Below are 24803 nucleotides of genomic sequence, written 5' to 3' on the forward strand. Positions count from 1 at the left end.
CCGCGAATGCGACCGGGTGCGCGGCCGTTTGCGGCACCCGGTGCAATCGGGCGCACCGGCCTACGCTCGACGGATGGCGCGCACGATGAACCGGCGACCGGTCATGAAGATCGACCTGGACGGGTCGGGTGTGCCTCGGCGGCGGTCCGATGACCTCGCGGCCGAGGAGCCGCTCGAGATCCGGCTGCGCAGGGAGCCGCTCGCCGTCACGATGCGTACGCCTGGTCAGGACATCGACCTGGCAATGGGCTTCCTGCTGACTGAGGGCATCATCCGTGCCGCGGACGACGTCGTCACCGTACAGCTGTGCGCCGGGACTGACGCGCCGAACACGTACAACGTGGTGGATGTCGTGCTGGGCGCCCACGTGCCGCCGCCGGACACCGATCCGAGCCGGAACTTCTACACGACGAGCTCGTGCGGCGTCTGCGGGAAGGCGAGCATCGACGCCGTGCGTACCCGGTCGCGGTTCGACGTGACCGCCGACGAAGTGACGGTCGCCGCCACGACGCTGGCCGAGCTGCCGGACAAACTGCGGGCCGCGCAACGGACGTTCGACCGTACGGGCGGACTGCACGCGGCCGGGCTGTTCACCGCCGGCGGCGACCTCGTGGTTCTCCGGGAGGACGTCGGGCGGCACAACGCGGTCGACAAGGTCATCGGGTGGGCCCTGCGGGACGGCCGGCTGCCGCTCGCCGGGCACATCCTGATGGTCTCCGGCCGGGCCAGTTTCGAGCTCACCCAGAAGGCGTGGATGGCGGGCATTCCGCTGCTGGCGGCGGTGTCCGCCCCGAGCACGCTCGCCGCGGAGCTGGCCGACGAGGCGGGGATGACCCTGGTCGGCTTCCTGCGCGGATCCTCGATGAACGTCTACACCGGAACGCAGCGGGTCACCGTCTGAGTTCGTTCCGTCTTCGGCGGGCATTAATCCGCGCCACCCGGCCCGGACATTCACGGTCATGAGGCTGTCCAGCGTCCGTACCCTCGGAATCGCTGGGAGCCTGACATGGCACTGTCGCGACGTACCCTCCTGCTCAGCGGCGCGGCGGTCGGCGCGGCCACCGCCGCCACGACCTGGCCGCTGGCCGCCTCCGCGGCCCCGTACCGCGGCCCCCTGCGCAGTGATCCGTTCACCCTCGGCGTCGCGTCCGGCGACCCGGACGCCGACGGCTTCGTGCTCTGGACCCGCCTGGCCCCCGTACCGCTGGCAGAGGACGGGCTCGGCGGAATGCCGTCGCGGGACGTGCCCGTGCACTGGGAAGTCGCCGCAGACGCGCGCTTCCGCAAGATCGTGCGTCGGGGCGTCGCCGCGGCGCGTGTGTCGGCTGCCCACACCGTTCACGTGGAGCTGAACGGTCTCCTGCCGGCACGGGAGTACTTCTACCGTTTCAAAGCCGAGAAGTACGTGTCGCCGGTCGGCCGGACGCGTACGGCCCCGTCCCGCTGGGCCTTCCCGAAGGCGCTCGCCATGTCGTTCGTCTCGTGCTCGCAGTACGAGCACGGATACTTCACCGCGTACCGGCGGCTGGCGGAAGACCAGCCGGACCTGGTGCTGCACCTGGGCGACTACCAGTACGAATACGCGCCGCACACCTACAACGCGCCGACCGGCAACCCGCGTGATCACGCCGGCCCGGAGACCGTGACCCTCGCCAACTACCGCCAGCGTCACGCGCAGTACAAGTCCGATCCGGACCTGCAGGCCGCGCACGCCGTCGCGCCATGGGCGGTGGTCTTCGACGACCACGAGGTCGAGAACAACTGGGCCGACGAGGTGCCGGAGCAGCCCGATCCTCACTTCCTCGCCCGTCGCGCCGCCGCCTTCCAGGCGTACTACGAGAACATGCCGCTGCGCCGTACCTCGGTGCCCCGCGGCATCGACATGCAGCTCTACCGCCGCCTGCACTGGGGACGCCTCGCCACCTTCCACATGCTCGACACCCGGCAGTTCCGCGACGATCAGGGGTGCGACGACGGCTACAAGGACTGCCCCGCGGCCGCCGACCCGGCCCGCTCGATCACCGGTGCGCAGCAGGAGGCGTGGCTGATCGACGGGTTCCACCGCTCGTCGGCCCGCTGGGACGTGCTCGGCCAGCAGGTCTTCTTCGGCCAGCGCGACAACAGCTCCGGACCGGCCAAGGTCGTGAGCATGGACAGCTGGGACGGGTACGCCGCCTCGCGCGATCGCATCACGCGAGGCTGGGTGAACGCGGGCGTACGGAACCCCGTCGTGCTGACCGGCGACGTCCACGCGCACTGGGCCGACGAGCTGAAGCTGGACTGGGCCGACCCGACGTCGCGCACGGTCGGCACCGAGCTGGTGTGTTCCTCGATCACCTCCACGGGCGACGGCGCGGACGTGGTGCCCGGAACCCACCCCTGGGCGGCCTGGAACCCACACCTTCGCTTCTACAACAACCAGCGCGGCTACGTCCGCACGACGATCACGCCCGACTCGTTGACGGCCGACTTCCGGGTCGTGCCGTACGTGAGCCGTCCCGACGCACCGGCTCACACGCGGGCCTCGTTCGTCATCGAGGACCGGGTGCCCGGGCTGCACCAGATCGCCGACGACCCGACGCCCGGCGGCACGGCCTCGGCCCTGCGTACGGGTGACCTGGGCGCGGCGACCGTACGGCAGGAGACGGAGCGCCCCTGACAACCACAGCGCTGTCATGGCATCAGACCCGGCGGCGGGAACGGTAGCGAGCCTTGCGGGCTGCCGACCCGTCGTCGGGTCGGTGCTTGACGCGTGTTTCGCGACGGCCCGTCTTCCCGCCGCTGTGGTTGCCGCCTTCCAGCCTGCGCAGGCGCTTGGGCCAGCCGGCCAGCGCCGACGGCGGGACAGCGGCGTGCAGGGTGCTGATCATCGTCAGGGCCATCGAGTAGGTGTCGTCGGCGTCCAGGGCGCGCTCGACGGCGATGGTCGCGAGGGCGCCCATGCCCGCTCGCCACGCGACGAAGGAGAGAAGGGAGGCGGGGGCCGGTACCCGCAGCGGGTTGACGCGCCGAACCACGTCCGACCAGAGCGAAATTTCCCAGTCCGCCGTACCGCTGCGGATCCACGCGTAGTCCCGGACGCGCACGGACGTCATGAGGTAGCCAAGCCAGGCGACCTCGTCGTCGGTGAGGCGTTCCCCGGCGCGGGCGGTGCGCTCGGCGTGCCGGATCGCTGCCCGGCCGGCGCGTACCAGCTCGACGTCATGCTTCGCTGGTCCACGGCCTCTCAGCTCGCGGAAGTGGGACAGCGCTCGTCCATCAGCCGCGTCCATCGCTTGCCGCTCGTCGCCCGTGGCCGCGGCCAGTCGCTCCTCGAGCACCCCCCGGTTTGCCAGAGCGACCGCCCCCGCGAAGGTCGCCTCCGTCGCCAGCACGCTGTCCGGTGGGTCGCACGGCTTGCCTTCCGCCGGGCAGCAGGCCGGCTTGGTGCACAGGTAGGACCAGAAGCGCCCGTCGGCGACCCGGAACTCGTCGAGGATCCTCACACCCGCCCCGGTCAGCGCGCGGGCGAGGTGCTGGACGGACGGTGTCACCCGCTCGCCGTCCCCGTACCCGATGATCGTGACGCCTTCGGGCTCCTGCTCGGCGACGACCGTGGCGAGGTGCAGCACGGGGGCGCGTGCCTCGGTGTCGGCGACGCCGGCTTCCGGCAGGTCGATGCGGGCCGCGAAAGCCAGGCGGCTCTCCTTGACCGCGGCGACGACCAGGCTGTCCGACGGATGGAAACCGATCAGGTACGGAACCGCGGTGATCAACTCGGCCGGCGTGCGGACTTTCAGCTTCGTCATGCCCGGCAGCGTGGCCCAGAGCGCCCGGACGCCGCGTGCCGAATCGGCCGGCCTGTGGATAACCCCAAGATCATGACAGGCGGAAAGCCCTGATGTGGATAACCGGCGAGCGGGTCCGCCAAGCCTGGCAGGCTGCCCGGGCAGAGGAGGCGGCCCGCCGGACCCCGCCTACGCAGGCCTTGTCCCGGGTCCCACGAGAGTCAGGAGCGGAATTGAAGTTCGTGCAGCTCAAGGCCGTCCTGCTGCCACTCGTGCGTGTGGCGGTCCAGGTCCATCGTCAGTTCGATCGACGACACCACGTCGTAGCCCGCAGCGTGCAAGCTGCGGATCGCGTCCACGTTTCTGGACGCGGGCGAGATCGTGAGCGACAGCATGTTGCGCTTCTTCGCTTCCTGCGCGACGTGGCGCAGCAGCTTGCGGCCTACGCCTTTGTGGCGGTGCGAAGCCGTCACGACCACCGGCTCCACCTCGCCGGCACGCCCCCGCATGATCAGCCCGACGAGCCCGATCACGCCGTCGTCCGCATGGTCGGCGACCCAGAGCCCGCCCAGGTCCAGCCGGGTGAGGTATTCCTCGAAGCCCGCGCCGCCGTCGTCCGAGGCGTCGCCGTACATCCGGTTGTGCTGAGCCGACAGTTCCGCCCACAGGCGGCGGCCGGAACTGTGATCGCTCGGCCGGTACGAACGCACAGCGACAGGTGTCATGCCGACATTTTGACTCCGATTGGGAGGCGCCGTAACCCGAAGTGGAAGATAAGGCGGTGGATCTGCCGTACCTACGCGCGCACCCGCAGCACCTCCCGACATTTCTCACGCACCAGCGAATCCGTGAGACGCCTGTCGGAGGGGGTCACGTATGCACCGCATCGCGCCTGACCTTGGACGATGGCTTCTCGCTGTTCGCCAAGACCTGGCCGTCCGGCAAGCCGCCGGAGCACTTCTTCGCCACCGAGGCAGCCGGATTGTCCTGGCTTCGCGAAGCGGGCACGGTGCCGATTCCGGAAGTGTTCGTGGCGCTGGACGAGATGCTCGCCCTCGAATGGGTGGAACCGGGCTCGGCCACTGCGGCCGCGGCGGAACGCTTCGGGCGGGACCTCGCCGGCATGCATCGCGCCGGGGCCGACGGCTTCGGTGCCTCATGGCCTGGATTCATCGGCCCGTTGCAGCAGGACAACACCCCGTCGGAGGGACCGTGGGGCGCGTGGTTCGGCGAGCGTCGGCTGCGGCCGCACCTGAGGACGTCGGCGGATCGGGGGGCGCTGTCACCGGACGATGTCGCGGCCGTCGACCGCATCATCGAGCGCATCGACTCGTACGGCGGGGACGAGCGGCCGGCGCGGGTGCACGGCGACCTGTGGCCGGGGAACGTGTTGTGGGGGGCGGACGGCCGCGCCTGGCTCGTCGACCCGGCCGCGCACGGTGGGCACCGGGAGACCGACCTGGCGCAGTTGGCGCTGTTCGGCGGGGCACCGCACCTGCAGAGCATCCTGTCGGCGTACGAGGAGGTGTGGCCGTTGAGCGAGGGGTGGCGGGACCGTGTCGCCTTGCATCAGCTGCACCTGTTGCTTGTGCACACGGCCGCGTTCGGGGCGGCGTACGGCGGGGCGGTGCGCTCGGCGGTGGACTCCCTGCTCGGGAGATAGGTCTCCAGCGAGGGCGCATGACATGCACCGCAGTACGGATCGGGCAGCGGCAATTGTCGTATCCAGGCGCTAGGTTCGAGCAGTGACCGAGCTTGCCGTACCTGCCGTTCCGCAGCGGGCGTCCGAGCACGGAGGCATGCCTGAGCTCTCGCCGTCCGTTCCGGAGCGTCCGGGGCGCGGTGGGATGCTCACCGACCGCTTCGGGCGGGTGGCGACCGACCTCCGCGTCTCGCTGACCGACCGCTGCAACCTGCGGTGCACCTACTGCATGCCCGAGGAAGGGCTCGCGTGGATGCCGCAGGAGCAGCAGCTGACCGACGGCGAGGTCGGGCGGCTCCTGCGGATCGCCGTGGAGCAACTGGGCGTCACCGAGGTCCGGTTCACCGGCGGCGAGCCGCTGATCCGGCGCGGCCTGCTGGGCATCGTCGCCGCGGCGGCCGAGCTGCGGCCCCGTCCGAGGCTGTCGATCACGACCAACGGCATCGGCCTGGAGCGGCTGGCGCGCCCGCTCCGAGACGCGGGGCTCGATCGGGTCAACGTTTCGCTGGACACGTTGTCGCCCGCCCGCTTCCAGCAGCTCACGCACCGCGATCGCCACGCCGATGTGCTGAAGGGCCTCGCCGGCGCCGCGGAGGCCGGGCTCACGCCGGTGAAGATCAACACTGTGCTGATGCGGGGCATCAACGACGACGAGGCGCCGGCTCTGCTGCAGTTCGCGCTGGACCACGGGTACGAGCTGAGGTTCATCGAGCAGATGCCGTTGGATGCCCAGCACAAGTGGGACCGGCACGAGATGGTCACCGCAGCGGCGATCCTGCAGTCGCTGGAGCCGTACGGGTTGCTGCCCGACCCGGTTTCACGTGGAACAGCGCCGGCCGAGACGTGGCTGGTGCCGGGGTACGTGGACGCCGCTGGGAACCCCGCACGGGTCGGCGTCATCGGCAGTGTGACCAGGCCGTTCTGCGGTGACTGCGACCGTACGCGTCTGACGGCCGACGGTCAGGTGCGCAACTGCCTGTTCGCCACCGGAGAGTCGGACCTGCGCGGGCTCGTACGCGGCGACACCTCCGACGAGAGGGTCGCCGACGCCTGGCGGGCGGCGATGTGGGGCAAGAAGGCCGGCCACGGGATCGATGACCCGTCGTTCCTCCAGCCTGTCCGCCCGATGTCGGCGATCGGGGGTTGAGCGGCATGCCTCAGGTCCGATACTTCGCAGGAGCGCGCGCCGCGGCCGGCGGTGTACGCGAGGAAGCCGCCGACGCCACGTCGGTGGACGAGCTGGTGAACGAGTTGACCGCCCGGCACGGGGAACGACTCGCCGTCGTCCTCAAGGCCGCGAGTTTCCTCGTCGACGGCCTCGCCTGCCATGATCGGCAAGCGGCGCTGCCCGCCGGGGCGACCGTCGACGTCCTGCCCCCCTTCGCCGGAGGCTGAGCTTGTTCGGGCTGGTCGGACTGGTCTTCGTCGTCATCGGGCTGATCCACCTCTACCTGTGGAAACGCCTCGTCCGGGACCCCTTCGGCAAGGGCCGCGCCTCCCGCCTCGGCGCCATCGCGGCGGTCGTGCTCGCGCTGCTGATCCCCGCCACCCTGATCGGTACGCGCGCCGGCTTCGCGAAGTGGCTCGCCTGGCCCGGCTACCTGTGGCTGGCGCTGATGTTCTACCTGCTCGTCGTGCTCGCTGTGCTGGAGGTTCCGCGCCTGATCGCGAACCTGTGGCTCCGGGCACGGGCGAGGCGGACCGTGCCGGCTGCTGGCGCTGCTGACGCGCCGGATCGTCAGACCGCCGGCGACGGAGTGGGGCGCCTCGGCGACTCGCCATCGACCGCGACGGTGGAGGCGGTGCCTGCGGCAGCGGGGCCAGCAACTGCGGAGGCCGTGCCTTCGGCAGCGGGGCCAGCAACTGCGGCGGCGGAGGCCGTGCCTGCGGCAGCCGGAGCTGCGGGCGTTCCCGCCGGGTCCGAAGCCTCGGCCGCGGGACCGGAGCGACAGCCTGGCGTCGATCGGCGGCTCGTGCTCGCCCGCGGTGCCGCGATCTTCGCCGGGCTCACCGCCGCCGGCATCACCGGGTACGGCGTCAAGACGGCGACCGGTGGGCCTCGCCTGGACCGCGTCCAGATCCCGATCGCGAAGCTGCCACGGGGGATGGACGGCACGCGGCTGGCCGTGGTGTCCGACATCCATCTCGGGCCGCTGACCGGCGTACGGCACACCGAGCGGATCGTCGACCTCATCAACTCCGTCGACGCCGACGTCGTGTGCGTGGTCGGCGACCTCGTGGACGGGAGCGTCGCCGAGCTGGGGCGGGCCGCCGCTCCTCTCGCCGGGATCCGGTCACGGCGGGGGGCGTACTTCGTCACCGGGAACCACGAGTACTACTCGGGGTACAAGCAGTGGGTGGACGAGGTCGCCCGGCTGGGGATGCGGCCGTTGCGTAACGAGCGGCTGGAGCTCGACGGGCTGGACCTGGCCGGCGTGAACGACCTGGGCGGGACGGAGTTCGGCGACGGGCCCGACTACGAGCGGGCGCTCGGCAACCGCGACACCGCCCGGCCGGTCGTGCTGATGGCCCACCAGCCCGTCGTCGCGCGCGACGTCTCCGAGTACGGGGTCGACCTGCAGGTCTCGGGGCACACCCACGGCGGGCAGATGATGCCTTTCAACCTTCTTGTCAAGCTGGAGCAGCCGGTCGTGAGCGGCTACGGCAAGGTCGACGGGGTGCCCGTGTACGTGACGAACGGCGCCGGATTCTGGGGACCGCCGGTCCGGGTCGGCGCGCCCCCGCAGGTCACCCTCATCGAACTCCGCACGCCATGACATCGCCGCGCCGGCGCGGTGGCCGCGAGGTTGAGGGGATCAGCGCGCGCCACCTAAGGGCGTGGTCTTTCCCCAGGCCGGACCGGGACTGGGTTTGACCGCCACGCCGCAGGGCTACGCGGTCACCTCCTTCGCGGCAACGCCGTAAGCCCCGGCCAGGACGCCACCCACCAGGCCAAAGGCCACCCGCCAGGCCAAAGGCCACCCACCAGGCCAAAGGCCACCCGCCAGCCGGAGCCACACGCCAGGCCACAGGAGGCAAGCGCCGCAGGCCACGGCCACAGGCGACGCCCGGCAAGCGCCGCACGTCAGGCGAGGTCATGGCAGGCACCGCACGTCAGGCCCAGGTCACGGCAGGCAGGCGCCGCACATCAGGCCGAGGTCACGGAAGGCAAGCGCCGCACGTCAGGCCGAGGTCACCGGGGGATACCCGAAGACAGCCGGCGAGGCGGAGGCCCGGCCGTTCCGCGTACCCCTTGGAAGTGAATCTTGCGCCGTTCCACCCAGCCACGATCTTCACCTCCGCATGAATCAATCGTGGATCGGTTATGTCACTTCGCGCGTGGCGGCTTCATGCTCGCCGCGGCGTCGTGACAGGATGCAGCGTGCCCTCGGACAGCGCAGGGTCCTCGGTTGCCGCGGACACGGACGTCGCGCCGTTGCGGTTTGCCGGCGACGGCGGTGACACGGTGACCACCCACGGCGAGACCCCGATCAACGACGGGGCCGCGACCAACGGCGAGACCCCGACCAACGACGGGGCCGCGACCAACGGCGAGACCGCGACCAGCGACAGGACTGCCATCAGCGGCGGGGCCGCGACCAGCAGCGGGACTCCGACCAGCGGCGCGATCAGCAGCAAGATCAGCGGCGATAGCGCCAACACCGGCGACCGCAACACGACGGCGCCCGGAAAGGCGACCGGGACCGGAACGGTGACGTCGTGACCGAACCCGTCCCCGCCCCCTCCCACCCCAGCACCTACGTCGCGGACCTGCACATCCATTCCCGCTACTCCCGTGCCTGCAGCCGGGACCTCACCCTGCCGAACCTCGCCTGGTGGGCCCGCCGCAAGGGCATCGCCGTCCTCGGCACCGGCGACTTCACCCACCCCGCTTGGTTCGATCATCTCCGCGAGGCCCTTCGTCCCGCCCCCGAACCCGGGCTCTTCCGCCTCACCCCCGAGGCCGAGAAGGACGTCACCCGCCGCCTCCCCGGCTCACTGCAGGCCGGCGCTCCGGCGCGTTTCATGCTCAGCGTCGAGATTTCGACGATCTACAAGCGGGACGACCGTACGCGCAAGGTGCATCACCTGATCTACATGCCCGATCTGGAGGCTGCCGGGCGGTTCAATGCCGCGCTGGGCCGGATCGGGAACCTCACCGCCGACGGGCGGCCGATTCTCGGGCTGGATTCGCGGGATCTGCTGGAGATCGTGCTGGAGGCCAGCCCCGACGGCTATCTGGTCCCGGCGCACATCTGGACGCCGTGGTTCTCCGTTCTCGGCTCGAAGTCCGGGTTCGACGCGATCGCCGACTGCTACGCCGACCTGGCCGGGCACATCACCGCCGTCGAGACCGGGTTGTCGTCCGATCCGGAGATGAACTGGCGGGTGTCGAGCCTGGATCGGTACCGGCTGGTCTCGAATTCCGACGCGCATTCGCCGGGGGCGCTCGGGCGGGAGGCGACGCTTTTCTCCGGTACGCCCGACTACTTCGCGGTGAAGGACGGGCGGACCCTCGCCGGGACGATCGAGTTCTTCCCGGAGGAGGGCAAGTATCACGCCGACGGGCATCGGGCGTGCGGGGTGAACTGGGAGCCTGCCCGTACGCGGGAGGCCGGTGGGCGCTGCCCGGAGTGCGGTAAGCCGTTGACCGTCGGGGTGCTGAGCCGGGTCGAGGACCTGGCCGACCGCGAGGTGGGTGCGCCGCGCGAGCAGACCGTGGAGCATCTGATCCAGCTCGCCGAGATCGTCGGGGAGATCAACGGGGTGGGTCCGAAGTCGAAGACCGTGGACGGCCAGCTCCACCATCTCGTCGCGAATCTCGGCTCCGAGCTGGACATTCTGCGTACCGTGCCGGTCGACGAGATCGGGCGGCACGGCGGGGAGAATCTGCGGGAGGCGATCACCCGGCTGCGGCGCGGTGCGGTGCGGCGGGTTGCCGGGTACGACGGTGAGTACGGCGTCATCACGCTGTTCGAGCCCGGCGAGCTCCGGACGAAGCAGAGCGCCCCACAGGCCGAGACGCTGTTCGACATCGCGCCGGTGCCGGTGCCGCAGCAGCGGCGCAGTGAGCCGGCGGTCGGGCGCGCCACCGTGCCCAAGGCGAAGGAGCCGGTCCGCAGGTCCGTGCCGCCCATCCCGCCGCCGCCGTCGCCGCACGAGCCGTTCGAGCCGATGCTGGCCGGCATGGAGGAGGTCGGCACCGGGCTGCTCGACCGGCTCGACGCCATGCAGCGGGTGGCCGCGTCCGCGCCGGGCGGGCCGCTGCTGATCGTGGCCGGTCCCGGCACCGGCAAGACGCGGACGTTGACGCATCGGATCGCGTACCTGTGTGCGGAGATGAACGTGTTTCCGCACCGCTGCCTGGCGATCACCTTCACCCGGCGGGCGGCCGAGGAGATGCGCGCGCGGCTGGATGCGCTGATGGGTGACGCCGCCGAGGACATCACGGTCGGTACGTTCCACGCCGTCGGCCTGACGATCCTGAAGGAGAACGCGAAGGCCGCCGGGCTGGGCGCGGGGTGGCGGATCGCGGACGACGCCGAGCGGGCCGCCGCCCGGGAGCAGGCCGGCGACGACGACGCCTCGTACACGAAGCTGCTGCGCCAGCAGGACCTGGTCGACCTGGACGATCTGCTGACGCTTCCGGTCGCGCTGCTGCGCGACGACCCGGCGATGGTGGACCGGTACCGCCGGCAGTGGCAGTGGATCTTCGTGGACGAGTACCAGGACGTCGACGACACCCAGTACGAGCTGCTGCGCCTGCTCAGCCCCGCGGACGGCAACCTGTGCGCGATCGGGGACCCGGACCAGGCGATCTACTCGTTCCGCGGCGCCGACGTGGGGTACTTCCTGCGGTTCGCTGAGGACTTCACCGACGCGCGGCTGGTCCGGCTGACCCGCAACTACCGGTCGTCCGCGCCGATCCTCGCGGCCGCCGTGCAGGCCATCGCGCCGAGTTCGCTGGTGAGCGGGCGGCGCCTGGATCCGGCGCGGGTGAACCCCGAGTCGCCGCTGATCGGCCGGTACTTCGCGGCGAGCGTGGCGGACGAGGCCGACTTCGTCGTGCGTACGGTCGACGAGCTGGTCGGCGGGCTGTCGCACCGGTCGCTCGACTCCGGGCGCATCGACTCGCGGGCGGTCGCGCCGGGCACGCTGTCCTTCTCGGACATCGCGGTGCTGTACCGGACGGACTCACAGGCCCAGGCCGTGGTGGACGCGCTGTCGCGGGCGGGCGTACCGGTGCAGAAGCGGTCGCACAACCGCCTGCGGGACCGGCCCGGGGTGCAGGTCATCGCGCGCGAGCTGCGGCACGCGGACGCGCCCGGCGGGTCGCTGCCGGCCCGGGTCAAGGTGAGCGCGCAGATCCTGGCCCAGCGGTACGCGGCCCCGACGCTGGACGCCGAGCAGCTGGCCCCGGAGGACATCTGGACGGCGGCGGACCTGCTCATGCCGCTGGCCCAGCGGATCGGCGACGACCTGCCGCGCTTCCTCCAGGAGATCGCGACGGGCGCCGAGGTCGACGCGCTCGATCCCCGCGCGGAGGCGGTCAACCTGCTCACGCTGCACGCGGCGAAGGGCCTCGAGTTCCCGGTCGTGTTCCTGGTGGGCTGCGAGGACGGGCTGCTGCCGCTGCGCTGGCCGGGCGGCACGCCGACCGACGAGGAGACCGCGGAGGAGCGCCGGCTGTTCTTCGTGGGCCTGACCCGCGCGCAGGACCGCCTCTACGTGAGCCATGCCGCGCGGCGCTTCCGGCACGGCACCGAGCGGGAGCAGTCGCCGACGCCGTTCCTGGACGCGATCGACGCCGGCCTGTTCGAGCGCATGGGGGACGCCGTGCCGGCCCGCCCCAAGGACCGCCAGCTGCGGCTTCTCTAGATCGAAAGCCCGAGGAGCGCGCCGGCGAGCAGTGCGGGTCCGAACGGCAGGGCGGTGCGCCGGCCAGCCCGCCGGGACGCCAGCAGCGCCAGCGCGACCGGTCCGTTGATCAGGTGCGGCGCGAGCAGCCCGGCGGCCGTCGCCGGCCAGCCGGCGAAGCCGAGGACGAAACCCAGGACCGTCGCCAGCTTCACGTCGCCCAGGCCCAGGCCGTGGCCCGGCAGCAGAGCGATGATCCCGTACGCCGCGGCGCTGAGCCCCGCCGCCACGGCCGCCCGCCCGAGCCGGCCCGGCTCCCCGGCCAGCAACGCCGCCACGGCCAGGGGCGGCACCGTGACACCCGCCAGCGCGGCCACCACCCGGTCGGGCAGGCGCAGGCACCAGATGTCGATCACCGCGAGCAGCACCCCGAGGACCGTCGCCGGAAGCACGACGAGCAGCAGCGGTGCCGGCCCGATCGCGGCGCCGAGCAGGCCGGCGGCGAGCGCCCCGGCGACGACTGTCCACACCGGCGCCCCGGCACAGGAGCATGCCGCTCCCGCCCGTACCCAATCGGTGAAGGGTGTGTCGCAGCGAGCGCAGGCCGCGCGGGCCGGCGTTCCTCGCGGCACGGCCAGGCGGTGTGCGACGCGCGGCACGAAGGCCGCCGCGGCCGCGCCGAAGACGGCCGAGCACAGGACGAGCCAAGGGGACATGGGCAGGAACGGTATCCGGCGGATACTGGCCCGGCGCGTCTTGTTGCCGACAGACGCGGCGGTGTCCCCGGCTGTCGCCGCGTTGAGACCATGGTCGGCGCGATTCCGGGAGGGATCGCGCCGGAGGTCCACGCTACGGTTGCCTCAGCGAATCCCGCCGGGAGGAAATCCGATGTCGCAGAATGGCCCGTACCCCGGCCAGGGCTGGTCGGCCGGGGGTTCGCAGGGCTCCGAGGAGCCGTATACGGAGCCGGCCGACCCGTGGGGCGAGTCCGCGACGCATCCGGCGCCGGAGTCCGCGTGGGGTGGCCAGCCGATGTCGGTGCCGCCGCAGGAGCAGGGGTACACCCCGCCGCCGTATCAGTCCGCGCCGCTGAACACACCGCCGCCCGCGTGGCACCAGCCGCCGGTGCCGCTGCCGCCGAAACGCCGCAACGGGCCGATCGTCGCGCTGCTGGTCGTGCTCGGGCTGCTGGTCTGCGGCGGGTTGGGCACGACCGCGGTGCTGCTGTCGCGGTCCGGCACGCCCGACGCGAACGGGACGCGTGGCCCGGTGACCCCGACGACGCGGGTCACCAACGACGTGGCCGTCCCGGAGCCGCAGACGAGCGAGGGCGCCCGGTTCGTGAAGCAGGGCCAGTGCGTACGCAACGAGGGCAACGCCGACGACAGCCCCGACCTGAAGATCGTGTCGTGCGCCAGCGGGACGTACGAGGTGCTCAAGCGGGTCGACGGCCGGACGACCGGCGAGGCGGACGCGGAGAGCAAGTGCGGCAAGGTGGCCAAGTACACCAAGTGGTACTTCTACGACAGCGAGCTCGACAGCCTCGACTTCGTGCTCTGCCTCCGCGAGTATGGAGCCAACTAGCGCCGTCTAGGAATATCCCTAGAGAGCGCTATAGGCACCTCGAATAGCCAACTCTAGCTTTCAGGCTAGACAGCCCGATACGGTGCTATCCGTGGATCCGGTGCGGAACCCGTACGCTCCCGGCGCCGGCCAGCGCCCACCCGAGCTGGCCGGGCGCGGCCGCGAGCTGGACGCGTTCGACGTCGTCCTCGAGCGGGTGGCCCGGGGCCGGCCCGAGCGCAGCCTCGTCCTCACCGGGCTGCGCGGGGTGGGGAAGACGGTCCTGCTCAACACGCTGCGGTCGGCCGCCATCGGCCGGCTGTGGGGCACCGGCAAGATCGAGGCCCGGCCCGACCAGTCGCTGCGGCGCCCGGTGTCGGCCGCGCTGCACATGGCCGTCCGCGAGCTGACCCCGCACCACCGCAACCCCGAGCGGGTCGACGAGGTGCTCGGCGTGCTCAAGGCCTTCGCGCTGCGGGCCAACGACGCGAACGCGAAGCTCCGGGACCGCTGGACACCCGGGATCGACGTGCCGCCGGCCCGCGGCCGGGCCGACTCCGGCGACATCGAGATCGACCTCGTCGAGCTCTTCACCGACGTGGCGTCGCTGGCCACCGACGTGGGCACCGGCATCGCCCTGTTCATCGACGAGATGCAGGACCTCGGGCCGGCCGACGTGTCCGCGCTGTGCGCCGCCTGCCACGAGTTGTCGCAGCTGGGCGCCCCGCTGATCGTGGTCGGCGCCGGCCTGCCGCACCTGCCCGCGGTGCTGTCGGCGGCGAAGTCGTACTCCGAGCGGCTCTTCCGGTACCAGCGCATCGACCGGCTCGACCGGATCGCGGCGGACCTGGCGCTGGGCGCGCCGGCAGCCCGCGAGGACGTCGAGTACGAGTCCAAGGCGCTGGACCTGCTCTACGAGAAGTCCGGCGGCTACCCGTACTTCGTGCAGGCGTACGGGAAGGCCACCTGGGACCACGCGCCGGCCTCACCGATCACCGCGGAGGACGTCCGGGTGGCGTCCCCGGAGGCGGAGGCCGAGCTGGCGGTGGGCTTCTTCGGCTCGCGCTTCGAGCGGGCCACCCCGGCGGAGCGCGAGTACATGCGGGCGATGGCCGCGCTCTCCGGCGAGTCCGGGAACGACATGGACGCCGCCGTGCCCACCTCGGAGATCGCCGCGGCGCTGTCCCGCCGGCCCGCCAGCCTGTCCCCGGCCCGGGACGCCCTGATCAAGAAGGGGCTGATCTACTCGGGGGAGCGCGGCACGGTGGCGTTCACCGTGCCGCATTTCGGGCGCTACCTGCGTACCCAGCCATAGTTCCCCGGTGGACATCGGCCGACGCGGGTATAACGAGGCTATGAAGCCCGTACGTGCCGCCGCCCGCGCCATGCTCGGTGCCATCTTCGTCGTCAGCGGAGCTCGCATCGTGCTCAACCCCGACTCGAAGGTCCCCGCCGCGAAGCGGGTGACCGACAAGGTCGCACCGATGATCGAGAGGATGGACCCGCGGCTGCCCAGCGACGCCCGGGCCCTCGTCCAGCTCAAGGCGGGCGCCGACGTGGCCGCGGGGCTGCTGCTGGCGACCGGACGCTTCACCCGTCCGGCCGCCGCGGTGCTCGCTGCCGGGCTGGTGCCGACGACCCTCGCCGGGCATCCGTTCTGGGCGTACCCGAAGGAGGAGCGCGCGCAGCACGAGACGCACTTCCTCAAGAACCTCGGTTTGCTGGGCGGGCTGCTCCTCGCCGCGGCCGACACGCAGGGCAAGCCGGGCCTGAAGTACCGGACCAGCCACGCGCTGGACCGCTCGCAGCGCTCGGTCAGCCGCGCGGTCGACCGGTCCACCCGGTCGGCGCGCCGCGCGGTGCGCACCGCCAAGCGGGAGGCGAAGATCGCCGCCGCCTCCGCCGCGGTGGCCCGCAGGCTGCCGGGCTGAGGCTCGCGGCGGCGGCACGCAGGCCTTTGACCTGCGGCGCGTCCACCCTCCCGGCGCAATCACCAAACCGGCCGTCCCGCCGTTAAGCGCATCGGAGCGCCTTGGACGAGCCACGGGAGGTCGGGCATGCCCGCGATGCGGACACCGGCACGCCCGGGAACGGCACGGTCCGTGGTGGTCACCCTGGTGTGCGTCGGCGTCCTGGCCGCGATGACCACGATCGCCCGACGGTACGGGTTCAGCACGCTGGACCTGGACCGCGCGGCGGCGGGCAGCTGGCTGGGCGGCGACGGGCTGTACGCGTACCGGTCGCCGGTGAGCCATCTGGGCACCGCCCTGCCCCCGCCCGCGGCCGTGCTGACCGCCCCCGCCGCCTTCCTGCCGCTGGCGGTCGCCGGCTGGGCGCTCGCGCTGGCCGGGCTGGCCGCGCTCGGGCTGGCCCTCGTGGCGCTCGCCGGTCCGGTCGCCCGCCGCTACGGCCGCCGGCGCTGGCCGGTGGTGCTCGCCGTGGGCGCCCTGGCCCTGACGATCGAGCCGGTACGGGCCTCCCTCGGCCTGGGCACCCTGGACCTGGTGGCGTTCGGGCTGGTCACCGCCGACATCGTGGCCCTGCGCCGCGGGGCGTGGGCGCGCAGCCGCGAGCTGTGGTGGCCCGGGCACCGGCCCTTCGCCGGGTCCCCGCTGCACCGCCTGCGCGCCACCGGCGGCTGGGCCGGGGTGGGGGTGGGGCTGGCGACCGCGCTGACGGTCGGCCCGGCGTTCTTCATCGCGTACCTGATGCTGACCCGGCAGTGGCGACCGGCGCTGACCGCGCTGGCGACGACCGCGACAGCCGCGACGGCCGCGGTGCTGGTCACCCCGCACGAGAGCGCCGCCTGGCTGGGCGAGGTGCTGTGGCGCCTCGACCGCACCGGTCCCGTCGACGCGCCGGGTAACCAGTCGCTCGGCGGCGTGTTCGCGCGGCTGTACGACTCGGCGAGCACACCGCTGCTGGTCTGGCTCTCGTTCGCCATGCTGCTCGTCGCGGTCGGCCTGATCCGGGCCCGGTCGGCGCACGCGGACGGCGATGAGGTCACGGCGTTCACACTGGTCGGGCTGACCGCCGCCGGGACGGGCCCGGTGACCGGCACGCACGAGGTGCTGTGGATGCTGCCCGCGATGCTCGTGCTCGTCGACACCGCGGCGCGGCGGCGAGCGGAGGCACGCGGTGGGGTGCCCGGGCGCCCCCGGTTCCCCGGGGCGGGGCTGGCGACGGCTGCCGGGCTCACGTACCTGCTGCTCGTGCTCGCTCCGATGTGGAGCCTGTCCGACGCGTTCTCGCGCAACTCCTACGCGCTCGCCATGATCGTGCTGGTGAACGCGCTGCCATGGCGCCCGGCCGCGGCGCCGGCCTTCCCGGTGAACCGGTGGCTGCACCGGCGCCCGGCCACGGCCACGATCCCGCCACCGCGGGAACCGCTGGTCAGGGGCAGTTGACCCATTCCTCCGCGCCGTCGGTGAAGACCTGACGCTTCCAGATCGGTAGCCGGGCCTTGGCCTCGTCGACCAACCGCGCGCAGGCCGCGAACGCCGCCGCCCGGTGCGCGGTGCTGACCGCGGCGACCAGGGCCACGTCGCCGATCTGCAGGGTGCCGACGCGGTGCGAGACGGCCACCGCGTACACGTCCGGGTCGGTGGCGATCTCCTCGGCCACCTCGCGGATCACGGCGGCCGCGGTCGGGTGACCCTCGTACTCCAGCAGCGTGACGCCCCGCCCGTGATCGTGGTCGCGGACGACGCCCTGGAACGACACGACCGCCCCGGCGCGGGGGTCGGCGACCGCCTTCTCGTGCGCGGCGAGGTCCAGGGCGACGTCGCCCACCTCGGCGATGCGGACGCTGTCGGTCATGAGCGCTCCCCGGAGAACAACGGAAGGGGCAGGAAGGGTACGAGGTCGCCGGCCGCGGCTCCTCCGGCTTCGGCATGGCCGGCGGGGCGTACGACGACGAAGCCGTGCGACCGGGCGAGCCCGCGCAGCATCGACGAGCCGACGTGGCCGGCCGGCGTCGCGCGGCGCCCATCGGCGTCCAGGGCCGCCAGGGCGAGATGCGTGAAGCCGCCCCGGCCCGGCACGGGTGCGGTGAGCTCGACCCGGGGCAGGGCCGGCAGGTCGCGCCCGTGCAGGCCGGCCAGCAGCGGCGCCACCAGCGAGACCAGGGCGATCACCGCGGACTGCGGGTTGCCCGGCAGCCCGGCGAGGAACTTGGGGCCGCCGGGTCCCGGTACGCGCGCGAGCAGCATCGGGAAGCCCGGCCGGACGGCGACGGTGTTCACCACGTACTCGGCGTTGAGGCGGGACAGGGCGGGGTGCAGGTGGTCGACCGGCCCGTGCATCGTGCCGCCGGTCGTGCAGACCACGTCCGCCATGGCCAGGCCCCGCTCGATCGCCTCGACGTGGGCCTCGAGGGTGTCCTGCACCGGGCCCTGGACGGCGGCGGGGTCGACGGTGGCCCCGTACCGGCGCAGCCAGGCCGGCACGAGCGGGCTCAGCGAGTCACGGACCCGCCCGTCGCCCGGCGGCCCGCTGGTCAGCAGCTCGTCGCCGAAGACGAGCAGCGCCGCGCGCGGCCGGGGCCGTACGGGAATGGTGTCGTAGCCGCAGGTGGCGGCCATGCCGAGCACAGCGGGGTCGACCGGCGTCCCGGCCGGCAGCAGCTCCTCGCCACGCCGCGCCTCGTCGCCGGGCAGGCGCCACTCCGGCTGGGGCCGCGGCGCGCCGCTGACCAGCCCCTGCGCGTCCCGCGTCGACTCCTCGACCCGGATCACCGCCGCGGCGCCGGCCGGAACCATCGCGCCGGTGGCGATCTCGACGCACGTGCCGTCCTCGATGAGCGGCTCCGCGGTGTTGCCGGCCAGCACCCGGCCCACCGGACGCCACGGACCCGGGCCGCGCACGGCCCAGCCGTCGATGCTCGAGGTGGGGAAGGCGGGCAGGTCGGTGACGGCGACGAGGGGCTCGGCGAGCGTCCGGCCGTCCGCCCCGGCCAGCGGCATCTGCTCGACCGGTCCCGCGGCCGCCCTGCCGGCCTCGTACGCCAGGCTCCGGGCCTTGTCCCAGTCGACGGGCATGCTGTCAGCGCTCACCCGTGCAGCCTATGGTCGCCGCCGCCGATCTGCTCCACCGTGTGGACAAGGATCGGGCCCAGGACCGCGAGGCCGTCACGGGCGCCGCCGCTGGAGCCGGGCAGGTTGACGATCAGCGTGCGGCCGGCCACCCCGGCCAGGCCCCGGGAGAGCGCGGCGGCGGGCACCTTGTCCCGGCTGTACGCGCGGACCGCCTCGGCGATGCCGGGCACTTCGAAGTCGAGCAGTGGCCGGGTCGCCTCGGGCGTGCGGTCGGTGGGCGTGACCCCGGTGCCGCCACTGGTCAGCACGACCTGTACGCCCTCAGCCACGGCCGTACGCAGCGCCTCCGCGACCGGCTCGCCGTCGGGAACCACGACCGGCGCGGCATCCACCTCGCAGCCGAGCTCGCGCAGGCCGGCGACGAGCAGGGGGCCGCTGGTGTCCTCGTACACCCCGGCGGCCGCACGGTTGGAGGCGACGATCACCCGCGCGCGGATCACGGACGGTTCTCCGGGCGTACCCAATCCCCGGTCTTGCCACCCTCTTTGCGCAGGACGCGGACGGCCTCGACGCTCGCCGCGGGGTCGACGGCCTTGACCATGTCGATCAGGGCGAGCCCGGCGGTCGCGACAGCGGTGAGCGCCTCCATCTCCACGCCGGTGCGGTCGGCGGTCTTCGTGGTCGCGACGATGTCCACGCCGGTGTCCGTGACGGTGAGGTCGACGGTGACGCCGTGCAGCGCGATGGGATGGCACAGCGGGACCAGGTCGGGCGTCTTCTTGGCACCCATGATGCCGGCGAGCCGCGCAACCGCCAGGGCGTCGCCCTTGGGCAGGCCGTCGGCGCGCAGGAGCGCCACGACCTCGCCGGTGGTCACCAGCCGGCCGGCGGCGACGGCGCGCCGGGCGGAGACGTCCTTGGCGGACACGTCCACCATGCGGGCGGCACCGTCGGCGTCGACATGAGTCATTTTCGCTGCGTTCGTCACATCGGCCAGGGTATCGCCGGGCCCGATGGTCTTGAAATTCGCCGCGCCCGGCAATGGCGGATAGTCAGCACGCCTCCACTTTCCGTAGCCATTTCACGACGCAATCCGTTCTACGCGACAAATTGATCCGCGCGACGCCTACCGGATTAGTCCGAACGGCCGCAGTCGTCGTACATTCAACCCGCTCCCGGCAGGCACGAGCAGGGGATTCGGTCGTTTACAACGACTAGATCAGGGCATATCGCCAATGCACAGCGTCATTGCCCGGTTACGGATTCGGCACAAAGGGAGCAATGCTCGCATTTCGTGAAACGAGCGACAAATCATTCTTCCATCCAGACGGTTCCTTTCCTAATCTCTTGCCAGAGAGACACCGAACGGACGGCCGGCGAGCTGATTTCGGCGCCGGCGGGAAGTAATGAATCCAGCTATTCACGAAAGGCGAGGCGCGAGATGCGTGACAACGACTGGCACTGACTCCACCGGCCACGGTTCGCTACCTATCGGCAACCAGGCATTGACAGACAGTGCGGGCGACGAGGGACCATGGAGGCATGGGGCGTCCGCAGTGAACGACGCGAGGACCGACAAGCAGCTTGAGCTGTATGTCGGTCTAGTCGCGTTTCTGGGGGTCGGCTGCCTGGTCGCTTCCGTGGCGACAGCGACCACCGTCCACCCCGGCAAGCTCCTCTTCCTCGCCGCGACGACGATCATCATCGCCTTCGCCAGCGGTCCGATCATCAAGCTGCGGGTCCGGTCCGACACCCGGGTGTTCGCGGCCACCTCGGCCTCGATCCTCCTGGCCGTCGCCACCGTGCCGGCTCCCTGGGTGGTCATCTGCACCGCGCTGGGCGTGCTCGCCTCCAAGATCTTCATTCGGCAGCCGATCAAGATCGCCTTCAACGTGGCGAAGGACATCATCGCCGCCACGGCGGCCGCCTCGATCGCTTCCTTCGTCGGCGTCCGCCCCACCGTCTACCCTCAGATCGATCTGCCCCGCCTGCCGGTACTGGTTCTCGGTCTGGCGGCAGCCGCGGTCGTCTACGCCATCGTGGACGACCTCCTGGGCAACACGGTGGTGACGCTGGCGACGAACACCCCATGGCGCCAGGTCGCCCGCCAGAACCGTGACGTGATGCTGCGCAGCCGCGCCGTCAACCTCGTCCTGGCGCTGCTCACCGTGCTGGTGGTTCAGCAGCAACAGCTGCTCATCCTCACCATGGTCCCGACCGTCGCGGCGTTCCAGCTGGTCGCGAAGAACAAGACCCGTCAACGGGAGGACCAGGAGGCCTGGCACCGCCTGGCGAGCACGACCGACCGGCTGAACGTCACCGAGCTCACGTCCGTCCTGCACGCCGCGGTGACGCTGGCGCCGGACCTCTTCTCCGCCGACGAAGCCGAGATCGAGCTGCGTGACCTCGACACCCCCAGTCTCATCCGGGGATCGGCCGGGAGCCTGCGCTACGAGGGAGCGGTGGCCGACGCGCCCGAACGGGACGGGTCGACCATCGAGGCGTGGCTCGACAGCCCCGACGGCCGGATGGGCGTGCTGCGGTTGCGGTTCCGCAAGCCCGTGAAGCTCAACGAGTCCGAGCAGTACAAACTGCAGACCTTCGCCTCCTCGCTGAGCACCGCGATCGGTAACGCGCGGGCGTACGCGGAGCTCAAGCGGATCAACGCGGAGAATGCGTACGCGGCCTCCCACGATCCGCTGACCGGGCTGGCCAACCGCCGCGAGCTGCTCGACCAGGCCAACCGCACCTTCGGCCGGCGCGCCACCGACGGCATGGTCGCGATGCTGCTGATCGACCTCAACCACTTCAAGGAGGTCAACGACACGCTCGGCCATACCGCGGGTGACGAGGTTCTCCGCGAGGTCGCCCACCGGATCGAGACCGCGGCGCACCCCGGCGACCTGGTGGCGCGGCTCGGCGGCGACGAGTTCGCGGTGCTGCTGACCGGGCTGCCGACCCCCGCCGTCGCCACCCACCGGGCCACGGACCTGCTGGCGACCCTCGAACAGCCCATCGAGGTGGACGGCATGCAGCTCACCGTGGAGGCCGCCGGCGGCATCGCGCTGGCGCCCGGCAGCGGCGGCGTCCAGGAGCTGATGCGCCGCGCCGACGTGGCCATGTACGAGGCGAAACGCGGTGGCCGCCGCACGGCGACGTACGCGCACGCCCGCGACACCGCGGACATCGGCCGGCTCGTGCTCGGCGGCGAGCTGACCCGGGCGGTCACCCGGCGCGAGTTCGTCGTCGACTTCCAGCCGATCGCCGATCTCAGCAGCGGCGAGGTGGTCTCCGCCGAGGCCATCGCCCGCTGGCACCACCCGCAGCACACCGACCTCACCCCGCTGCAGTTCCTCGAGAGCGTCGAGCGCTCCGGCCACCTGCCCGCCTTCGCCGACGCCGTCCTGGAGAAATCGCTGACCGCGGTCGGTACGTGGCGTGAGGCCGGCTTCGACCTCTCCGTCGCCGTCAACGTCTCGCCGCGCAGCCTGCTCGACCCCACGTTCCCGGCCGGCGTCCTCGACCGGCTCGCGGCCCTCGGCGTACCGCCCGACCGGCTCGTGCTCGAACTGGCCGAGTCGCTGACGCTGAGCCAGCTCGAGGTCGTCGACCGCGCGCTGCGCGAGCTGCGCGACGCCGGCGTCAAGCTGGTCCTCGACGACTTCGGCACGGGCGTGTCGTCGCTGCCCGTGCTGTCCCGCATCCCGGTGCACCAGCTCAAGATCGATCGCGACCTGGTGGTGGCGGTGGAGACCTCCGCGGAGGCCGCCGCGGTCATCCGCTCGACGGTCGACCTCGCCCGCAGCCTGCACCTCAGCGTCATCGCGGAAGGTGTCGAGAGCGAGCCCCAGCGGCACGCCCTCTGGGAGATCGGCTGCGTCGCCGGCCAGGGCCACCTCTTCGCCCGCCCGATGGCGGCGGCACGCTTCCTGGCCGCCCTGCAGCGCGGCTCGGGCGGCCGGCCCGGTGCGCTCGCCGAGCCGCTGCACACCACCGGATCCGTCGTCCGCATGCCACGTCGCCGGCCACCGAGAAGGTCTCTGCCACACTTGCCCGCGTGAGGTTGCCGGCGCAGACCGCCCGGGCCGGCAGCGGCCCTTCGCGTACGGGCCCGGTGGCGCGGCTCGACCGAGCGGCCGGCGGCCTGGCCGCGGACGCCGCGCTCTACGGGCTCTCGGCCGCGTTCGCCCTGATCACCGCGCTGACCTCGACCCTGCTGCCGCACCGCGCCTGGGGCGCGATCGCGGCGTGGACGTACCTCGCCATGTTCGTCGTGGTCGGCACCCAGTTCCTCCTGCGCCGGCCGGCCCTCCGGACAGCCTTGACGTGGGTGGCCTGGGCCGGTGTCGCGCTGCTCCCGCTGGTCGTGCAGGCGGTGCAGCGTGCGGGCGGGCGCGCCGACCGGGCCCAGGAGGAAGTGCTCGTCGTCGAGCACATGGGCGGGCGGCTCGCCGACACGGGCACGCCCTACCTCGGGCCGGAGGCGATCAGCGCGCTGCCGCCGGGGGAGCAGTTGCTGGGCTATGCGCCGTACCAGCCGGGAATGGCCGTTTTCGGCCTGCCCCGCGCCGCCTTCGGTGACGCCTGGTGGACGGACGCGCGGATCTGGTTTGCGCTGGTCACGGCGGGTGCGCTGGTCGCGGCCGTCCGCCTGCTGCGCCCCCATCCGGTACGGGCGGTCCAGTTCGCCACCGTGTTCCCCATCTGCGCCCTGACGCTGGCCACGGGCGGAGACGACCTGCCCGTGCTCGCCCTGTCGCTGCTGGCGCTGGCGTGCTGCGCGTCCGGCCGCTTCACCGCCGCGGGCCTGGCCATCGGTGCCGCCGCCGCGCTCAAGCTCTTCGCCCTGCCGGTGCTGGCGGTGCTGCTGGTGCTGGCGTACACCTCGGGCAACCTGCGCCGCTTCGCGCCTCTCGCTCTCGGCGTACCCCTGATCGCGCTGCTCCCCGCCGCCGTCGACAGCGACGCGTTCGCCGAGAACGTGATCCGCTTCCCGCTCGGGCACGGCCTCGTCACCAGCCCGGCCCAGTCGCCGTTCCCCGGCTATCTGATCACCCAGGCGGTGCCGGGCGGCCGCTACGTCGCGGCGGGGCTGCTGGTCGCGGCCGGTCTGGCGATCGCGGTGCTGCTCGTCCGCCGTCCGCCGCGCACGGCCGCGACCGCCGCGCTCTTCTGCGGGTACGGCCTCCTCGCCGCGATCCTGCTCATGCCGACCACCCGGTTCGGCTACCTGCTGTACCCGCTGGCGTTGCTGGCGTGGTCCCCGGCGCTGCGACGTCCATCCCCGCCGGCTTCCACGCTCGACGACGCCTCGGGTCCTCGGTTGACCTGAGGTCTTCCGGCTTCGTCCGCTCTCTGGCTTTGTCCGCTCTGCCAGCCGGTCTTCAGCAGACCCACAGCTCCGAGGGCACCACGCCGTGACCCGGGCTTGTACCGTTTGTGACATGCAGATGACCTGTCCCAAGTGCCACGGCGAGATGCGGGTGTACGAGCGCAGCGGCGTCACGGTCGACCAGTGCACCGAGTGCCGCGGCATCTTCCTCGACCGCGGCGAGCTGGAGAAACTGTTCGAGGCCGAGGCAAACTGGAACAGCCGCCAGACCCAGACCCAGGCCTCGCCGCCCCCGCGCCCGGCCCAGGCACCGGGTGGGTACGCCCCGCCGCCCCCGCCGCCCCCGGGTGGTGGCTACGCCGCGCCGCCCCCGCCGCAGCCGGGATACGGCCAGCCCGCCTACCCGCCGGCCGCGCCCGCGTACGGAACCCCGCAGTACGGCCACGCCGGCGGCTACCACGGCCACTACCGGCACGGGCACGGCGGCCACCACGGGCACTACCGGCGCCGGAAGAGCTTCCTGGGCGAGCTGTTCGACTGAGGTC

At 72.3% G+C, this 24803-nt stretch carries 22 protein-coding genes; 15 read left to right on the top strand and 7 right to left on the bottom strand.

Features of this window, described 5'->3' with window-relative positions:
- Window positions 1-73 precede the first annotated feature (73 nt).
- Both fdhD and IT780_RS20375 read left to right on the top strand, forming a co-directional pair.
- Window positions 74-901 carry a formate dehydrogenase accessory sulfurtransferase FdhD gene (fdhD, locus tag IT780_RS20370; RefSeq protein WP_199513204.1) on the top strand — a complete coding sequence of 276 codons (828 nt, stop codon included), beginning with the start codon at window positions 74-76 and terminating at the stop codon, window positions 899-901.
- Between the two features lie 105 nt (window positions 902-1006).
- A complete protein-coding gene (locus IT780_RS20375; protein ID WP_199513205.1) occupies window positions 1007-2659 on the top strand; it encodes an alkaline phosphatase D family protein in 1653 nt (550 codons plus the stop codon).
- Window positions 2660-2681: 22 nt separating this feature from the next.
- Here the strand turns inward: IT780_RS20375 and IT780_RS20380 are convergent, their stop codons facing one another.
- Together IT780_RS20380 and IT780_RS20385 are read right to left on the bottom strand one after the other, a co-directional pair.
- Entirely contained in the window at window positions 2682-3788 is a 1107-nt protein-coding gene (locus IT780_RS20380) for a DUF4192 domain-containing protein (RefSeq protein ID WP_199513206.1), read from the bottom strand.
- A 200-nt stretch (window positions 3789-3988) separates the two neighbouring features.
- Window positions 3989-4477, bottom strand: a complete 489-nt coding sequence (locus tag IT780_RS20385; protein ID WP_307831279.1) for a GNAT family N-acetyltransferase — start codon at window positions 4475-4477, stop codon at window positions 3989-3991.
- Window positions 4478-4548: 71 nt separating this feature from the next.
- Between IT780_RS20385 and IT780_RS20390 the strand changes: the two genes are divergently transcribed.
- The 6 genes from IT780_RS20390 (at window position 4549) to IT780_RS20415 (ending at window position 12348) form a co-directional block, all read left to right on the top strand.
- Window positions 4549-5430 (top strand): fructosamine kinase family protein, encoded by an 882-nt coding sequence (locus IT780_RS20390; protein ID WP_199513208.1) that lies wholly within the window; start codon window positions 4549-4551, stop codon window positions 5428-5430.
- 136 nt (window positions 5431-5566) lie between these two features.
- Window positions 5567-6616 (top strand): GTP 3',8-cyclase MoaA, encoded by a 1050-nt coding sequence (gene moaA, locus IT780_RS20395; protein ID WP_199513209.1) that lies wholly within the window; start codon window positions 5567-5569, stop codon window positions 6614-6616.
- Between the two features lie 5 nt (window positions 6617-6621).
- Window positions 6622-6864 (top strand): MoaD/ThiS family protein, encoded by a 243-nt coding sequence (locus IT780_RS20400; protein WP_199513210.1) that lies wholly within the window; start codon window positions 6622-6624, stop codon window positions 6862-6864.
- Between the two features lie 35 nt (window positions 6865-6899).
- Window positions 6900-8246: a metallophosphoesterase gene (locus IT780_RS20405; RefSeq protein WP_372443754.1), complete on the top strand. Its 1347-nt coding sequence runs from the start codon at window positions 6900-6902 to the stop codon at window positions 8244-8246.
- Window positions 8247-8851: 605 nt separating this feature from the next.
- A complete protein-coding gene (locus IT780_RS20410; RefSeq protein ID WP_199513211.1) occupies window positions 8852-9193 on the top strand; it encodes a hypothetical protein in 342 nt (113 codons plus the stop codon).
- A complete protein-coding gene (locus tag IT780_RS20415; RefSeq protein WP_199513212.1) occupies window positions 9190-12348 on the top strand; it encodes a UvrD-helicase domain-containing protein in 3159 nt (1052 codons plus the stop codon). Before IT780_RS20410 ends, IT780_RS20415 begins: the two co-directional genes overlap by 4 nt.
- Here the strand turns inward: IT780_RS20415 and IT780_RS20420 are convergent.
- Window positions 12345-13043, bottom strand: coding sequence for a prepilin peptidase (locus IT780_RS20420; protein ID WP_199513213.1), 699 nt, complete (start codon window positions 13041-13043; stop codon window positions 12345-12347). The two genes, IT780_RS20415 and IT780_RS20420, sit on opposite strands and share 4 nt — an antisense overlap.
- 172 nt (window positions 13044-13215) lie before the next feature.
- Here IT780_RS20420 and IT780_RS20425 point away from each other — a divergent pair, with 172 nt between their 5' ends.
- The 4 genes from IT780_RS20425 to IT780_RS20440 all read left to right on the top strand — a co-directional run bounded on the left by IT780_RS20425 (window position 13216) and on the right by IT780_RS20440 (window position 17297).
- On the top strand, window positions 13216-13911 hold the full coding sequence (locus tag IT780_RS20425) for an LppU/SCO3897 family protein (RefSeq protein WP_233413189.1): 696 nt from the start codon (window positions 13216-13218) through the stop codon (window positions 13909-13911).
- A gap of 91 nt (window positions 13912-14002) precedes the next feature.
- Window positions 14003-15205 (top strand): ATP-binding protein, encoded by a 1203-nt coding sequence (locus IT780_RS20430; protein WP_199513214.1) that lies wholly within the window; start codon window positions 14003-14005, stop codon window positions 15203-15205.
- Between the two features lie 40 nt (window positions 15206-15245).
- Window positions 15246-15821, top strand: a complete 576-nt coding sequence (locus tag IT780_RS20435) for a DoxX family membrane protein (protein WP_199513215.1) — start codon at window positions 15246-15248, stop codon at window positions 15819-15821.
- A 126-nt stretch (window positions 15822-15947) separates the two neighbouring features.
- On the top strand, window positions 15948-17297 hold the full coding sequence (locus IT780_RS20440) for a glycosyltransferase 87 family protein (protein ID WP_199513216.1): 1350 nt from the start codon (window positions 15948-15950) through the stop codon (window positions 17295-17297).
- On the opposite strand, the gene IT780_RS20445 is transcribed toward IT780_RS20440, so the two are convergent.
- Genes IT780_RS20445 through moaC form a run of 4 tightly spaced genes read right to left on the bottom strand, consistent with a single transcriptional unit; the run spans window position 17284 to window position 19896 of the window.
- Window positions 17284-17709, bottom strand: coding sequence for a molybdenum cofactor biosynthesis protein MoaE (locus tag IT780_RS20445; protein WP_199513217.1), 426 nt, complete (start codon window positions 17707-17709; stop codon window positions 17284-17286). The genes IT780_RS20440 and IT780_RS20445 overlap by 14 nt on opposite strands.
- A complete protein-coding gene (locus tag IT780_RS20450; RefSeq protein ID WP_199513423.1) occupies window positions 17706-18929 on the bottom strand; it encodes a molybdopterin molybdotransferase MoeA in 1224 nt (407 codons plus the stop codon). The genes IT780_RS20445 and IT780_RS20450 overlap by 4 nt, the downstream gene beginning before the upstream one ends.
- Before the next feature lie 11 nt (window positions 18930-18940).
- The gene (locus IT780_RS20455) at window positions 18941-19426 is read right to left on the bottom strand and encodes a MogA/MoaB family molybdenum cofactor biosynthesis protein (protein ID WP_199513218.1); all 486 of its coding nucleotides are present in this window, start codon (window positions 19424-19426) and stop codon (window positions 18941-18943) included.
- Window positions 19423-19896, bottom strand: coding sequence for a cyclic pyranopterin monophosphate synthase MoaC (gene moaC, locus IT780_RS20460; RefSeq protein WP_233413191.1), 474 nt, complete (start codon window positions 19894-19896; stop codon window positions 19423-19425). Before moaC ends, IT780_RS20455 begins: the two co-directional genes overlap by 4 nt.
- A 586-nt stretch (window positions 19897-20482) precedes the next feature.
- On the opposite strand from moaC, the gene IT780_RS20465 reads away from it, so the two are divergent.
- The 3 genes from IT780_RS20465 (at window position 20483) to IT780_RS20475 (ending at window position 24799) form a co-directional block, all read left to right on the top strand.
- Window positions 20483-22987, top strand: coding sequence for a putative bifunctional diguanylate cyclase/phosphodiesterase (locus IT780_RS20465; RefSeq protein WP_372443741.1), 2505 nt, complete (start codon window positions 20483-20485; stop codon window positions 22985-22987).
- Between the two features lie 2 nt (window positions 22988-22989).
- Window positions 22990-24258: a glycosyltransferase 87 family protein gene (locus IT780_RS20470; RefSeq protein WP_372443755.1), complete on the top strand. Its 1269-nt coding sequence runs from the start codon at window positions 22990-22992 to the stop codon at window positions 24256-24258.
- A gap of 112 nt (window positions 24259-24370) precedes the next feature.
- Window positions 24371-24799, top strand: coding sequence for a TFIIB-type zinc ribbon-containing protein (locus IT780_RS20475; protein ID WP_199513221.1), 429 nt, complete (start codon window positions 24371-24373; stop codon window positions 24797-24799).
- Window positions 24800-24803: the final 4 nt, after the last annotated feature.

Source organism: Nucisporomicrobium flavum (genome assembly GCF_016464385.1).
Classification (GTDB): domain Bacteria; phylum Actinomycetota; class Actinomycetes; order Mycobacteriales; family Micromonosporaceae; genus Actinoplanes; species Actinoplanes flavus_A.

What these genes read in the sequence shown, in the direction of transcription:
- IT780_RS20475 (WP_199513221.1), top strand. Translation starts at nt 24,371, where the DNA reads ATGCAGATGACCTGTCCCAAGTGCCACGGCGAGATGCGGGTGTACGAG.
- moaA (WP_199513209.1), top strand. Translation starts at nt 5,567, where the DNA reads ATGCCTGAGCTCTCGCCGTCCGTTCCGGAGCGTCCGGGGCGCGGTGGG.
- IT780_RS20435 (WP_199513215.1), top strand. Translation starts at nt 15,246, where the DNA reads ATGAAGCCCGTACGTGCCGCCGCCCGCGCCATGCTCGGTGCCATCTTC.
- IT780_RS20380 (WP_199513206.1), bottom strand. Translation starts at nt 3,788, where the DNA reads ATGACGAAGCTGAAAGTCCGCACGCCGGCCGAGTTGATCACCGCGGTT.
- fdhD (WP_199513204.1), top strand. Translation starts at nt 74, where the DNA reads ATGGCGCGCACGATGAACCGGCGACCGGTCATGAAGATCGACCTGGAC.
- IT780_RS20420 (WP_199513213.1), bottom strand. Translation starts at nt 13,043, where the DNA reads ATGTCCCCTTGGCTCGTCCTGTGCTCGGCCGTCTTCGGCGCGGCCGCG.
- IT780_RS20450 (WP_199513423.1), bottom strand. Translation starts at nt 18,929, where the DNA reads ATGCCCGTCGACTGGGACAAGGCCCGGAGCCTGGCGTACGAGGCCGGC.
- IT780_RS20375 (WP_199513205.1), top strand. Translation starts at nt 1,007, where the DNA reads ATGGCACTGTCGCGACGTACCCTCCTGCTCAGCGGCGCGGCGGTCGGC.
- moaC (WP_233413191.1), bottom strand. Translation starts at nt 19,896, where the DNA reads ATGACTCATGTCGACGCCGACGGTGCCGCCCGCATGGTGGACGTGTCC.
- IT780_RS20440 (WP_199513216.1), top strand. Translation starts at nt 15,948, where the DNA reads ATGCCCGCGATGCGGACACCGGCACGCCCGGGAACGGCACGGTCCGTG.
- IT780_RS20400 (WP_199513210.1), top strand. Translation starts at nt 6,622, where the DNA reads ATGCCTCAGGTCCGATACTTCGCAGGAGCGCGCGCCGCGGCCGGCGGT.
- IT780_RS20445 (WP_199513217.1), bottom strand. Translation starts at nt 17,709, where the DNA reads ATGACCGACAGCGTCCGCATCGCCGAGGTGGGCGACGTCGCCCTGGAC.
- IT780_RS20425 (WP_233413189.1), top strand. Translation starts at nt 13,216, where the DNA reads ATGTCGCAGAATGGCCCGTACCCCGGCCAGGGCTGGTCGGCCGGGGGT.